Origin of the sequence: Pseudomonas sp. NPDC089392 (assembly GCF_044749595.1) — a bacterium.
In the GTDB taxonomy this organism is placed as follows: Bacteria; Pseudomonadota; Gammaproteobacteria; order Pseudomonadales; family Pseudomonadaceae; genus Aquipseudomonas.
The window spans coordinates 34,395-47,650 of sequence record NZ_JBIVIF010000032.1 but is presented as its reverse complement, the minus strand read 5'-3'; the positions used below and the strand labels follow the sequence as shown (position 1 = coordinate 47,650).

11 protein-coding genes are annotated in these 13,256 nt (G+C 64.0%); 9 read left to right on the top strand and 2 right to left on the bottom strand.

The window, feature by feature from the left end; all coding sequences use genetic code 11:
• The first annotated feature begins 54 nt into the window (after positions 1-54).
• The gene (locus tag ACIP1G_RS23110; protein ID WP_400741079.1) at positions 55-948 is read left to right on the top strand and encodes a 1-aminocyclopropane-1-carboxylate deaminase/D-cysteine desulfhydrase; all 894 of its coding nucleotides are present in this window, start codon (positions 55-57) and stop codon (positions 946-948) included.
• Here ACIP1G_RS23110 and ACIP1G_RS23105 read toward each other — a convergent pair.
• Positions 939-1,484 carry a cytochrome b gene (locus ACIP1G_RS23105; protein ID WP_400741077.1) on the bottom strand — a complete coding sequence of 182 codons (546 nt, stop codon included), beginning with the start codon at positions 1,482-1,484 and terminating at the stop codon, positions 939-941. The two genes, ACIP1G_RS23110 and ACIP1G_RS23105, sit on opposite strands and share 10 nt — an antisense overlap.
• 498 nt (positions 1,485-1,982) lie before the next feature.
• Positions 1,983-2,909: a DUF1853 family protein gene (locus ACIP1G_RS23100; protein WP_400741076.1), complete on the bottom strand. Its 927-nt coding sequence runs from the start codon at positions 2,907-2,909 to the stop codon at positions 1,983-1,985.
• An 88-nt stretch (positions 2,910-2,997) separates the two neighbouring features.
• On the opposite strand from ACIP1G_RS23100, the gene ACIP1G_RS23095 reads away from it, so the two are divergent.
• The 8 genes from ACIP1G_RS23095 to ACIP1G_RS23060 all read left to right on the top strand — a co-directional run bounded on the left by ACIP1G_RS23095 (position 2,998) and on the right by ACIP1G_RS23060 (position 13,210).
• Positions 2,998-3,888: an NAD(+) kinase gene (locus ACIP1G_RS23095; RefSeq protein ID WP_008090067.1), complete on the top strand. Its 891-nt coding sequence runs from the start codon at positions 2,998-3,000 to the stop codon at positions 3,886-3,888.
• On the top strand, positions 3,888-4,859 hold the full coding sequence (locus ACIP1G_RS23090) for a metallophosphoesterase (RefSeq protein ID WP_400741075.1): 972 nt from the start codon (positions 3,888-3,890) through the stop codon (positions 4,857-4,859). The genes ACIP1G_RS23095 and ACIP1G_RS23090 overlap by 1 nt, the downstream gene beginning before the upstream one ends.
• Positions 4,856-5,734, top strand: a complete 879-nt coding sequence (locus ACIP1G_RS23085) for a rhomboid family intramembrane serine protease (protein WP_400741074.1) — start codon at positions 4,856-4,858, stop codon at positions 5,732-5,734. The genes ACIP1G_RS23090 and ACIP1G_RS23085 overlap by 4 nt, the downstream gene beginning before the upstream one ends.
• Before the next feature lie 13 nt (positions 5,735-5,747).
• Positions 5,748-6,008 (top strand): YeaC family protein, encoded by a 261-nt coding sequence (locus tag ACIP1G_RS23080; RefSeq protein WP_003260154.1) that lies wholly within the window; start codon positions 5,748-5,750, stop codon positions 6,006-6,008.
• Entirely contained in the window at positions 6,005-6,835 is an 831-nt protein-coding gene (locus ACIP1G_RS23075; RefSeq protein WP_400741072.1) for a DUF2797 domain-containing protein, read from the top strand. Before ACIP1G_RS23080 ends, ACIP1G_RS23075 begins: the two co-directional genes overlap by 4 nt.
• A 13-nt stretch (positions 6,836-6,848) precedes the next feature.
• Entirely contained in the window at positions 6,849-9,506 is a 2,658-nt protein-coding gene (gene pepN / locus ACIP1G_RS23070; RefSeq protein ID WP_400741070.1) for an aminopeptidase N, read from the top strand.
• Positions 9,507-9,785: 279 nt separating this feature from the next.
• On the top strand, positions 9,786-10,814 hold the full coding sequence (locus ACIP1G_RS23065) for a WD40/YVTN/BNR-like repeat-containing protein (RefSeq protein ID WP_400741069.1): 1,029 nt from the start codon (positions 9,786-9,788) through the stop codon (positions 10,812-10,814).
• 20 nt (positions 10,815-10,834) lie between these two features.
• Complete coding sequence (locus ACIP1G_RS23060; RefSeq protein ID WP_400741113.1) at positions 10,835-13,210, top strand: RND family transporter; 2,376 nt, start codon at positions 10,835-10,837, stop codon at positions 13,208-13,210.
• Positions 13,211-13,256 lie beyond the last annotated feature (46 nt).

Below are 13,256 nucleotides of genomic sequence, written 5' to 3'. Positions count from 1 at the left end.
GCCGGTGTTCGCGGGTAAACCCGCTCCCACAGCGTTCCCTGTAAACTGCGATCCATGCATGCATTCGACCTCCCGCAAGCCCCCCTGCAACCCGTGAACCTGCCCTGGCTGCAACAAGCCCAGGTCCAGGCCGCCATCCTGCGCCTGGACCTGATCGACCCCCTGATCAGCGGCAACAAGTGGTTCAAGCTGCGCCACCACCTGCAGCAGGCCAGCGCCAGCAACGCCGCAGGCCTGATCAGCCTCGGCGGAAACCATTCCAACCACCTGCACGCCCTGGCTGCCGCCGGCAAGCGCTTCGGCTTCGCCACCGCTGGCCTGTTGCGCGGCCACCTCCAGGACACGCCAACCGTGCGTGACTTGCAGGCGCTCGGCATGGAATTGCACTGGCTCGGTTATGGCGGCTACCGCGCACGCAACGAACCAGGCTTCTGGGAACCCTGGCAGGCACGCTACCCCGGTTGGCACTGCATCCCCGAAGGCGGCGGCGGGCAGGAAGGTGCACAGGGCTGCGCGCTGATCATGCAGCAGGCGCGCGCGCAAATCGCGGCACTGGGCTGGGCAGACTACGACGCTTGGTGGCTGGCCGCTGGAACGGGTACTACCTTGGCCGGCCTGGTGCTGGCCGAGGCAGGGGCGCACGCCGTACATGGCGCTTTGGCCGTGCCCATGGATCATGGTGTGCCGGCGATGGTAGCAACACTGGCTGGCGCGCACGGCTACCAGCTACATGAGGCCTGCCGTGGCGGTTTTGGCAAGTTTGATGATGAGTTGCTGGCCTTCATCGGCGACTGCGAGCAGCACACTGGCGTGCCGCTCGAAGCCCTTTACACCGGCAAGGCCCTGCTGGCCCTGCGTGATCAGGTGGCGGCGGGGGTGTTCGCGCCCGGCAGCCGCCTGATCTTCGTGCATACCGGCGGCCTGCAGGGCCGGCGCGGTTACTTGTAGGGCAGCATGCGCAGCAGCGTGTTGTCGCGCTGCACATAGTGGTGGTACAGCCCGGCCAGCGCATGCAGGCCGATCAGCCAGTAGCCCCAGCTGCCGATGCGTTCATGCCAGCCTTTGATGAACTTGGCCTGGTCCGGGTTGGGGCCGATCAGGTGCGGCAGTTCCAGGCCGAAGAAGGGCACCGGTTTGTCGGCGGCGCTGAGGATCAGCCAGCCGGCCAGCGGCAAACCGATCATCAGCAGGTACAGCGCCAGGTGCATCAGGTGCGCAAGGCCAGTCTGCCAGGCGGGTGGCTTGGGCACGATGGGTGGAGTAGGGCGGCTCAGGCGGATGGCCAGGCGTAGCCAGACCAGCACGAACACGCTTAGCCCGAGCATGAAGTGCAGGTCTTTCATCAGGTTGCGTTCGGCGCTGTCCTTGGGGAACAGGCCACGCAGTTCGATAAGGGCGTAGACAGCGGCCAGCAGCACCAGCATCAGCCAATGCAGGGCGATGGACAGGCGCGCGTAGTGGGGCGCGGGGGTGGATGAAACCATGATCGGTCCTCGTCATCAGGTCGGTTGTATGTCTTTATATTTTTAGCGCTTATGAGATCGAGCGCCGCCCGCGCGGCGCTTCGCGGCTAAAGCCGCTCCTACGTTTGTTTCGGGCCAGTTATGCCTGTGGTATTTGCGCGCGAACGCCTTGGCGCATGCCACGATATTGCGTCGTACAAATTGGCGCATGCCACGATATTGCGTCGTACAAATTGGCGCATGCCACGATGTCGCGTCGTACAAATTGGCGCATGCCACGATGTCGCGTCGTACAAATTGGCGCATGCCACGATGTCGCGTCGTACAAATTGGCGTATGCCACGATATCGCGTCGTACAAATTGACGTATGCCACGATATCGCGTCGTACAAACAAGGCGGTCGCGCGCGCCAGGCACAGGACGGATTGGCCCGAAACAAACGTAGGAGCGGCTTTAGCCGCGAAGCGCCGCGCGGGCGGCGCTCGATCTCACAAGCGCCGAAAATCTCAAGGCAGGCACTAGGGCAAAAAAGGCCAACTGTCAGCCACCAGAAACACCCGCTCCACCTCCTGCCAGGCGCCATCAGCATCCACCTCCAACCTCACCAGCAACTGCGCCGGCGCCTGCCGCTCCAGCACAAGCAGCCACGCCGCAAACTGCTCCACCTGCCAACACTCTGTAGCCTCGACCCGCGCCGGTGCCAGCCAGGCATGCCGCTGCAACGGCTGCCAACGCTCACCCTCAGCCATCAGCCAATCCCGCCGCCGCACCCAGCGCCCACGCAAATGCTCCGGGTGCGCCCCCTCAGGCGGTTCGGCATGCCCTGGCCACGGATAAAACAGATAGCCCCCCAGCCATACGTGCGCCTGGGCTTGCTCCACCCCCAGCTGCGCCAGTACCTCGCGGCTGTGCGTTCCCGCCGACATGGGCAACTGGTGCCCCGTCAGGTGCGCAAGCTTGCTGCCCAGCCGGTCATGGCAACCCGGCCCCAGCCAGGCATGCGGGTCGTGCCCGGCCCCTTCCGGGCCCAGGTACAACTTGATTGCCAGTTCCAGGTGGTGCACGCCGTCGCGGTCGCGCAGCACCACGTCCAGCTCGCCCAAGGTGCGCCCGCCATCGCGAATCGCCAGGTTGGCCGCCAGCAATTCGATGCCTGGCGCCTGGCCCAGGGCGAATTGCCACAGGCGTTCGTAATAGTGCCCCAGCCGCCGGCTGCCCAGCTTGGCCAGCCAGTCGAGCAACGGGCGGTCATCGGCATCCAGTGCACGCAACCAGCCCGCAAGTCGCTGCGGCTGGTCCGCCCACAGGCTGCCTGCCAGCGGGTGGCGCTGGGGGCAGGGCGGGGCACTGAGCAAGGGCGGCGACAGCAGGGCCCAGGCCAAGTCGCGCACCGCGGGGCGGCGTAACTGCCGGGGCAGCTCATCGAGCAGGGCAAATGGCATCATCCAGCGAGCATAGCCGGTTTGCCGCTACCCAGTGGTTTCGCCCATAATCGGCGCATCGTCACCCGCCGCAGAGCCTCGCAGGAGCCCCATGGAGCAATTTCGCAATATCGGTATCATCGGCCGCCTTGGCAGCTCGCAGGTGCTCGACACCATTCGCCGACTGAAAAAATTCCTCCTCGAGCGCCACCTGCACGTGATCCTCGAGGACACCATCGCCGAAGTGCTGCCCGGCCACGGCCTGCAAACCTCCACCCGCAAGCTGCTGGGCGAGGTCTGCGACCTGGTCATCGTGGTCGGCGGCGACGGCAGCCTGCTGGGCGCCGCCCGCGCTTTGGCCCGGCACAATATTCCGGTGCTGGGCATCAACCGTGGCAACCTGGGGTTTCTCACCGACATCCGCCCGGATGAACTGGAAGAGAAAGTCGCCGAAGTGCTCGACGGCCACTACCTGGTGGAAAACCGCTTCCTGCTGCAGGCCGAGGTGCGCCGCCACCACGAAGCCATTGGCCAGGGCGACGCGCTGAACGACGTGGTGCTGCACCCGGGCAAGTCGACGCGCATGATCGAGTTCGAGATCTACATCGACGGCCAGTTCGTCTGCAGCCAGAAGGCCGACGGCCTGATCGTCGCCACTCCCACCGGCTCCACCGCCTATGCGCTGTCGGCCGGCGGCCCGATCATGCACCCCAAGCTCGACGCCATCGTCATCGTGCCGATGTACCCGCATACCCTGTCGGGCCGGCCGATCGTGGTGGATGGCAACAGCGAGCTGAAGATCGTGGTGTCCAAGGACCTGCAGATCTACCCGCAGGTGTCCTGTGACGGCCAGAACCACTTCACCTGCGCCCCCGGCGACACCATCACGGTCAGCAAGAAGCCGCAAAAACTGCGCCTGATCCATCCGCTGGACCACAACTACTACGAGGTCTGCCGCACCAAGCTCGGTTGGGGCAGCCGCCTGGGGAGCAGGGACGACTGATGCTCGATCCGGCGCGAAGTTTCGACATCATCGGTGACGTGCACGGTTGTGCGCTGACCCTTGAACGCCTGCTCGACGCCCTCGGATACAAGCGTGTGGCCGGCGTGTGGCGCCACCCGCGGCGCCAGGCGCTGTTCCTCGGCGATATCGTCGACCGCGGGCCACGCATCCGCGAGGCACTGCACATCGTCCACGACATGGTCGAGGCCGGCCAGGCGTTCTGCATCATGGGCAACCACGAGTACAACGCCCTGGGCTGGGTTACCCCGGCACTGCCTGGTAGCGGCAAGGCCTACGTGCGCGAGCACACGCCGCGCCACGCCCGGCTGATCGACGAAACCCTGACCCAGTTCGCCCACCACCCCGGCGACTGGCACGACTTCGTCAACTGGTTCTATGAACTGCCGCTGTTCGTCGACGCCGGGCGCTTCCGCCTGGTGCACGCCTGCTGGGACCCGCAGCTGATCGAGCCACTGCGCCAGCAGTACCCCAATGGGCGCATCGACGAGCACTTCATCCAGGCCTCCGCAGTCAGCGGCAGCTTCGCCGCCACGGTGTGCAACCGCCTGCTGCGCGGCACCGACATGCGCCTGCCAGACGGCCTGACCCTGACCGGAGGCGATGGCCTGACCCGCGCCTTCTTCCGCACCAAGTTCTGGGAAGAAGACCCGCAAACTTACGGCGACATCGTGTTCCAGCCCGATGCCTTGCCCGAGGAGGTGGCCAGCGCGCCACTCAGCCACAGCCAGAAGAACGCCTTGTTGCGCTACGCCGAGGACGAGCCGCTGCTGTTTGTCGGGCACTACTGGCGCAGCGGTCACCCGGCACCAATTCGCCCCAACCTGGCCTGCCTGGACTACAGCGCCGTGCTCTACGGCAAGCTGGCCGCCTACCGGCTGGATGATGAAACCCGCATCGACCCGCACAAGTTCGTCTGGGTTGACGTCGACCGCCCACAGGCCAACCAATGAACATTATCGAAGTGATGCGCCTGCCGTTGTCGGTCGACCTCAGCGGCTTCGTCCACCTGTTGCAGCGCCTGCAAGTGCCGCACCGGGTCAGCGAGGAGGGCGACGCCCAGGTGCTCTGGGCCCCCGACACCCTCGCCGAAGACGTCCGCGAACTGTACCAGCGCTTCCCGGAAGGTAACGCCGATATCCCGGCAACGCAGGCCCCTGTAGGAGCGGGTTTACCCGCGAAAGGGCCCTCCCTGACGGAACAGGCCCGCGCCTGCAAAATCACCACCCTGACCCTGCTGCTGTGCTTCATCGTCGCCGGCCTGACCAGCCTGGGCGACAACTTCACCACCATCAGCTGGTTCACCTTCCTCGACTTCCGCGTCCAGGGCGACTACCTGTACTTCACCTCGCTGGCGCAAACCCTGGACCAAGGCCAGTGGTGGCGCCTGGTATCGCCCATGCTGCTGCACTTCGGCGTACTGCACCTGGCTATGAACAGCCTGTGGTACTGGGAACTGGGTAAACGCATCGAACTGCGCCAGGGCCCGTGGGCGCTGTTGGGCCTGACCCTGCTGTTCAGCCTGGTGTCCAACCTGGCCCAGCACTACACCAGCGGGCCGAGCCTGTTCGGCGGTTTGTCCGGCGTACTGTACGGCCTGCTCGGGCACATCTGGCTGTACCAGTGGCTGGCGCCCAACCGCTTCTTCAACCTGCCCAAGGGCGTGCTGGTAATGATGCTGATCTGGCTGGTGGTATGCCTGACCGGTGTGGTCGGCACCCTCGGCCTTGGCCAGATCGCCAACGCCGCCCACGTCGGCGGGCTGCTCATCGGATGCCTGACCGGGCTCTTGGGTGGGGCGCTGGCCCGGCGTAAACTGTCGGCTTGAATCAGGAGACACTATGTCCACTTTCGCGCAAATGATTGAAAACATCACCCCGGAAATCTACGAGAGCCTGAAACTCGCCGTGGAAATCGGCAAATGGTCGGATGGCCGCAAGCTCACTGCCGAGCAGAAAGAGCTGTCGCTGCAGGCAGTGATCGCCTGGGAAATGAAAAACCTGCCCGAAGACCAGCGCACCGGTTACATGGGCCCGCAGGAATGCGCGTCGAAGTCCGCGCCGATTGCCAATATTCTGTTCAAGTCGGACTCGGTACATTGATCGAACTCGCTCGTGGCTCGTTGAGCAAGATGGCGGTAAGCCTGCAGGCACCGGTGGTGCAGTACAGCTTCCGCCTGGATGACACGCAGGTGCCGGTCAACCCTTTGATCGGCCAGCGCCTGCGCCTGGAATACCTCGGCGCCATTCATTGCAGCCATTGCGGCAAGCGCACCAAGACCAGCTTCAGCCAGGGTTACTGCTACCCGTGCATGACCAAGCTGGCCCAGTGCGACGTGTGCATCATGGCCCCGGAAAAATGCCACTACGACGCCGGCACCTGCCGCGAACCGTCGTGGGGCGAACAGTTCTGCATGACCGACCATGTGGTCTACCTGGCCAACTCGTCAGGGATCAAGGTCGGCATCACCCGCGCCACCCAGCTGCCCACCCGCTGGCTCGACCAGGGCGCCAGCCAGGCCCTGCCGATCATGCGCGTGGCCACCCGCCAGCAGTCGGGCCTGGTCGAAGACGTGCTGCGCAGCCAGGTGCCCGACCGCACCAACTGGCGCGCGCTGCTCAAGGGCGACGCCGAGGTGCTCGACCTGCCGGCCATCCGCGAACAGATTTTCGAGGCCTGCGCCGATGGCCTGCGTGAGCTGCAAGGGCGCTTTGGCCTGCAGGCGATCCAGCCGCTGCCCGACGCCGAAGTGGTGCAGATGAACTACCCGGTCGAGGCCTACCCGAAAAAGATCGTCAGCTTCAACCTCGACAAGGACCCGGTGGCCGAAGGCACGTTGCTGGGCATCAAGGGCCAGTACCTGATCTTCGACACCGGTGTGATCAATATTCGCAAGTACACGGCCTACCAGTTGGCCGTGCTCCAGTAAAAAGGACCTGCACATGCGTACCGAACAACCGCAAGTGATCTACCTCAAGGATTACCAGGCGCCCGAGTACCTGATCGACGAGACGCATCTTACTTTCGAGCTGTTCGAGGACCACACCCTGGTTCACGCGCAACTGGTGATGCGCCGCAACCCTGCACGCGGTGCCGGCCTGCCGCCACTGGAGCTCGATGGCCAGCAGCTGGAGCTGCTGCGCGCCTCGCTGGACGATCAGGAACTGCAGCCGGGTGACTACCAGCTGGGCGCCGACAGCCTGACCGTGCAGCCCAAGGCCGAGCGCTTCACCCTCGACACCAGCGTGAAGATCCACCCCGAGAGCAACACCGCGCTGGAAGGCCTGTACAAGTCGGGCAAGATGTTCTGTACCCAGTGCGAGGCCGAAGGCTTCCGCAAGATCACTTACTACCTCGACCGCCCGGATGTGATGAGCACCTTCACCACCACGGTGATCGCCGAGCAGCATCGCTACCCGGTACTGTTGTCGAACGGTAACCCGACCGGTAGTGGTCCCGCAGAAGACGGCCGCCACTGGGCAACCTGGGAAGATCCGTTCGTCAAGCCGGCCTACCTGTTCGCCTTGGTGGCAGGTGACCTCTGGTGCGTGGAAAGCAGCTTCACCCGCCAGTCCGGCCGTGAGGTGGTCTTGCGCATCTACGTCGAAGAGGAAAATCTCGACAAGTGCGACCACGCCATGGTCAGCCTGAAGAAGTCCATGCGCTGGGACGAAGAAGTCTATGGCCGTGAGTACGACCTGGACATCTTCATGATCGTTGCGGTCAACGACTTCAACATGGGCGCCATGGAAAACAAGGGCCTGAACATCTTCAACTCCAGTTGTGTGCTGGCCCGTGCCGAAACCGCCACCGATGCGGCGCACCAGCGCGTCGAAGGCGTGGTTGCCCACGAGTACTTCCACAACTGGTCGGGCAACCGCGTCACTTGCCGTGACTGGTTCCAGCTGTCGCTGAAGGAAGGCTTCACGGTGTTCCGTGATGCCGAGTTCAGCGCCGACATGAATTCGCGCACGGTCAAGCGCATTGAAGACGTAGCCTACCTGCGTACCCACCAGTTCGCTGAAGACGCCGGCCCCATGGCCCACCCGGTACGCCCGGACAGCTTCATTGAAATTTCCAACTTCTACACCCTGACCGTGTACGAGAAGGGTGCCGAAGTGGTGCGCATGGTCCGCACCCTGTTGGGCGCGGAGGGCTTCCGCAAAGGCAGTGACCTGTACTTTGAACGCCACGATGGCCAGGCGGTGACCACCGACGACTTCATCAAGGCCATGGAAGACGCCAACGGCGTCGACTTCACCCAGTTCAAGCGCTGGTACAACCAGGCCGGTACCCCGCGCCTGGAAGTCAGCGAAGCCTATGACGCCGCCGCGCAGACCTACAGCCTGACCTTCCGCCAGAGCTGCCCGCAGACCCCGGACAAAGCCGAGAAGCTGCCGTTCGTGATCCCGGTGGAGCTGGGCCTGCTGGATGCCGCGGGCAACGACCTGCCGCTGCAACTGGTTGGCGAAGCCGCCGCCCAAGGTACCAGCCGCGTGTTGTCGGTGACCGAGGCCGAGCAAACCTTCACCTTCCAGGGCATCGTAGCCAAGCCGCTGCCTTCGTTGCTGCGTGGCTTCAGCGCCCCGGTGAAGCTGAGCTTCCCGTATGACCGCGACCAGCTGATGTTCCTGATGCAGCACGACAGCGATGGCTTCAACCGCTGGGAAGCGGGGCAGCAGCTGTCGGTGCAGGTGCTGCAGGAGCTGATCGGCCAGCATCAGCGCGGCGAAGCCTTGAAGCTTGACCAGCGCCTGATCACCGCCCTGGGCACTGTGCTTGGCAACGAAGCGCTGGACCCGGCCATGGTGGCCGAAATGCTCTCGCTGCCAGGTGAGGCCTACCTCACCGAGATCAGCCAGGTGGCCGATGTGGATGCCATCCACGCCGCCCGCGAGTTCGCCCGCCAGCAGATCGCTGCGCAGCTGTTCGACGCCCTGTGGGCGCGCTACCAGGCCAACCGCGAAGTGTCGCGCAAAACCGCCTATGTGGCGTCTGCCGAGCACTTTGCCCGCCGCAGCCTGCAGAACATTGCCTTGTCGTACCTGATGCAGAGCGGCAAGCCGCAGGTACTGGAAGCGACCCTGGAGCAGTTCGAGCAGTGCGACAACATGACCGAGCGCCTGACCGCCCTGGCGGTGCTGGTCAACTCGCCGTTCGAAGCTGAACGCGCGAAAGCCCTGCAAGCCTTTGCCGAGCACTTCAAGGACAACCCGCTGGTCATGGACCAGTGGTTCAGCGTGCAGGCGGCCAGCGCGCTGCCGGGCGGGCTGGCGCGGGTCAAGGCGCTGATGCAGCACCCGGCGTTCACCCTGAAGAACCCGAACAAGGTGCGTGCGCTGATTGGTGCGTTTGCCGGGCAGAACCTGGTCAACTTCCATGCGGCGGATGGTTCGGGGTATCGCTTCCTGGCGGACCTGGTGATCGAGCTGAATGCGCTGAACCCGCAGATTGCATCGCGTCAACTGGCGCCGCTGACCCGCTGGCGCAAGTACGACGATGCGCGCCAAGGCCTGATGAAGGGCGAGCTGGAGCGGATTCTGGCTTCGGGTGAGCTGTCCAGTGATGTGTATGAAGTGGTGAGCAAGAGCCTGGCTTAAGCCTGGTAAATATTGGGGCTGCTTTGCAGCCCATCGCGACACAAGGCCGCTCCTACAGGGGTTACGCGATTCCCTGTAGGAGCGGCCTTGTGTCGCGATGGGCCGCACAGCGGCCCCGGCTTTTTAACGCCGATAACAAAACATAACACCCCGCCCGTTGTCTTCCCGCAAACATCCCCGCTACGATCCCCTCAAGCTATTGCAGGCCTCTAGATCAGGCTTTTCGCAGTACCTGCAATGCATTGACCCACCAAACAAGAACACAACAGGGGGACAGTCATGAGGGAACAGAACAGGCGCCTCGCCTGGCCATTGGCAGCCGCAGCAACACTGGCGCTGGCACTTGGCATGTGGGCCGACAGCGTGCAAGCCGCTGCAGCCGACGAATATTCCACCGAATCGGCCAAGGCCAGCCAAAGCCTGTTGATCGGCGCCGCCCATGCCGGCAAGCGCCTGGTGGTGGTGGGCGATCGTGGCCATATCCTGTTCTCCGACGACCAGGGCAGCACCTGGACCCAGGCCCGGGTACCGACCCGGCAACTGCTCACTGCGGTGTTTTTCCTCGACGACAAGCGCGGCTGGGCCGTCGGCCATGACGCGCAGATCCTCAGCAGCACTGACGGCGGCGCCACCTGGAGCAAGCAGTTCGAAGACCTGGCCCGTGAAGCGCCCCTACTCGATATCACCTTCCTCGACACCCAGCACGGCTTTGCCGTGGGTGCCTACGGCGCCTTGCTGGAAACCACCGACGGCGGCCAGCACTGGCAGGACGTCGCCGAGCGCCTGGACAACCCTGACCAGCTGCACCTGAACGGTATCGCCCAGGTGCGCGAGGCTGGCCTGTTCATCGTCGGTGAGCAGGGCGGTATGTTCCGTTCTGCCGACAATGGCCAGACCTGGGCCAGGGTGCAGGGCCCCTACGAGGGCTCGCTGTTCGGCGTGATCGGCACCGCCCAGGCGCACACCCTGCTGGCCTACGGCTTGCGCGGCAATCTGTACCGCTCCAGCGACTTCGGTGACAGCTGGCAGCCGATCGAACTCAAGGCCGCACGTGGCAACCTCGAATTCGGCCTGGCAGGCGCTACGCTTGTCGAAGATGGCAGCCTGGTACTGGTCGGCAATGGTGGCAGCGTGCTGCGCAGCACCGACGACGGGCAGACCTTCAGCGTGTACAACCGCGCCGACCGCATCGCCCTGGCCGGCGTCAGCGGCCTGGCCAATGGCGGCCTGCTGTTGGTGGGGCAGGGGGGTGTGCACCTGGCCGGTGCCGACGGTGCCGACCAGGCAGCCAAGGAGGTGCGCCCATGACCAGCAAGGAGAGCATCACCATGCACCCGCATCATCAGGACAAGGCCACGCTGCTTGAGCGGCTGATCTTCAACAACCGCCCCGTGGTCATCGCCCTGTGTGTACTGGTCAGTATCTTCCTGTTCTGGCAGGCCACGCAGATTCGCCCCTCCACCAGCTTCGAGAAGATGATCCCGCTGCAGCACCCGTTCATCGAGCAGATGATGGAGCACCGCAACGACCTGGCCAACCTCGGCAACACCGTGCGCATCTCGGTGGAGGCGGTCAATGGCGACATCTTCGACAAGGACTACATGGAGACCCTGCGCCAGATTCATGACGAAGTGTTCTACATCCCCGGTGTCGACCGTGCCGGGCTGAAGTCGCTGTGGAGCCCCAGCGTGCGCTGGAGCGAGGTCACCGAAGAGGGCTTTTCCGGTGGTGAGGTAATCCCCAACACCTACAACGGCTCGCAGGACAGCCTCGATACCCTGCGCGACAACGTGCTCAAGTCGGGCCAGGTGGGGCGTCTGGTCGGTAACAACTTCAAGTCCAGCATCGTCGATGTGCCGCTGCTGGAGAGCTACCCCGACCCGCAGGACCCAGGCAAGCAGGTGAAGCTGGACTACCAGCAGTTCTCACACCTGCTGGAAGAAAAGATCCGCGACAAGTTCCAGGCGCAGAACCCCAATGTGAAAGTGCACATTGTCGGCTTCGCCAAGAAGGTCGGCGACCTGATCGACGGCCTGGTCATGGTGGCGATGTTCTTCGGTGTCGCCCTGGCGATCACCTGGGTGCTGTTGTACTGGTTTACCTGGTGCATCCGCAGCACCATCGCCGTGCTCATCACCACCTTGGTGGCGGTGGTCTGGCAGTTGGGGCTGATGCATGCGGTGGGCTTTGGCCTGGACCCGTACTCGATGCTGGTGCCGTTCCTGATCTTCGCAATTGGTATTTCCCACGGGGTGCAGAAGATCAACGGCATCGCCTTGCAGTCGAGTGACGCCGACAACGCGCTTACTGCTGCCCGGCGCACCTTCCGCCAACTGTTCCTGCCGGGGATGATCGCCATCCTGGCCGACGCAGTGGGCTTCATCACCCTGCTGATCATCGACATCGGGGTGATTCGTGAGCTGGCGATCGGTGCCTCCATCGGCGTGGCCGTGATCGTGTTCACCAACCTGATCCTGCTGCCAGTGGCCATCTCCTACGTCGGTATCAGCAAGAAGGCCATCGAGCGCAGCAAGAAGGACGCTACCCGTGAGCACCCGTTCTGGCGCCTGCTGTCGAACTTCGCCAGCGCCAAGGTGGCGCCGGTGTCGGTGGTGCTGGCGCTGGTCGCCTTCGCCGGTGGCCTGTGGTACAGCCAGAACCTGAAGATCGGCGACCTCGACCAGGGCGCGCCGGAGCTGCGCCCCGACTCGCGCTACAACCAGGACAACAACTTCATCATCAGCAACTACTCGACCAGCTCCGACGTGCTGGTGATCATGGTCAAGACCCCTTCGGAGAAGTGCTCGGTCCACTCGACCATGGCGCCGATCGACGAACTGATGTGGACCATGCAGAACACCCCGGGCGTGCAGTCGGCGATTTCCCTGGTGACCGTGTCCAAGCAGGTGATCAAGGGCATGAACGAGGGCAGCCTGAAGTGGGAAACCCTGTCGCGTAACCCCGACATCCTCAACAACTCCATCGCCCGCGCCGACGGCCTGTACAACGGCGACTGCTCGCTGGCGCCGGTGCTGGTGTTCCTCAACGACCACAAGGCCGAGACCCTGGAGCGGGTTACCGCCGCGGCCAAGGCGTTTGCCGACAGCCACAACAAGGAGGGCCTGCAGTTCCTGCTGGCAGCGGGTAACGCCGGGATCGAGGCGGCGACCAACGAAGTGATCAAGTCGGCCGAACTGACCATCCTGATCCTGGTGTACATCTGCGTGGCGGTGATGTGCCTGATCACCTTCCGCTCGTTCGCCGCTACCCTGTGTATCGTGCTGCCGCTGGTGCTGACCTCGGTGCTGGGCAACGCGCTGATGGCCTACATGGGCATCGGCGTGAAGGTGGCGACCTTGCCGGTGGTGGCGCTGGGGGTGGGTATTGGCGTGGACTACGGCATTTACATCTACAGCCGGCTGGAGAGCTTCCTGCGGGCCGGGTTGCCGTTGCAGGAGGCCTATTACGAGACCTTGCGCTCGACTGGCAAGGCGGTGCTGTTCACCGGGTTGTGCCTGGCCATTGGCGTATGTACCTGGATTTTCTCGGCGATCAAGTTCCAGGCTGATATGGGGTTGATGCTGACCTTCATGTTGCTGTGGAACATGTTTGGGGCGCTATGGCTGCTGCCGGCGTTGGCGCGGTTCCTGATCAAGCCGGAGAAGATGGTGGGCAAGGAGGGTGGGTCCATCTTCGCCCATTGAATCGCAGGGGGCCGCGTTGCTGCCCATTCGCAGCACAAGGCTGCTC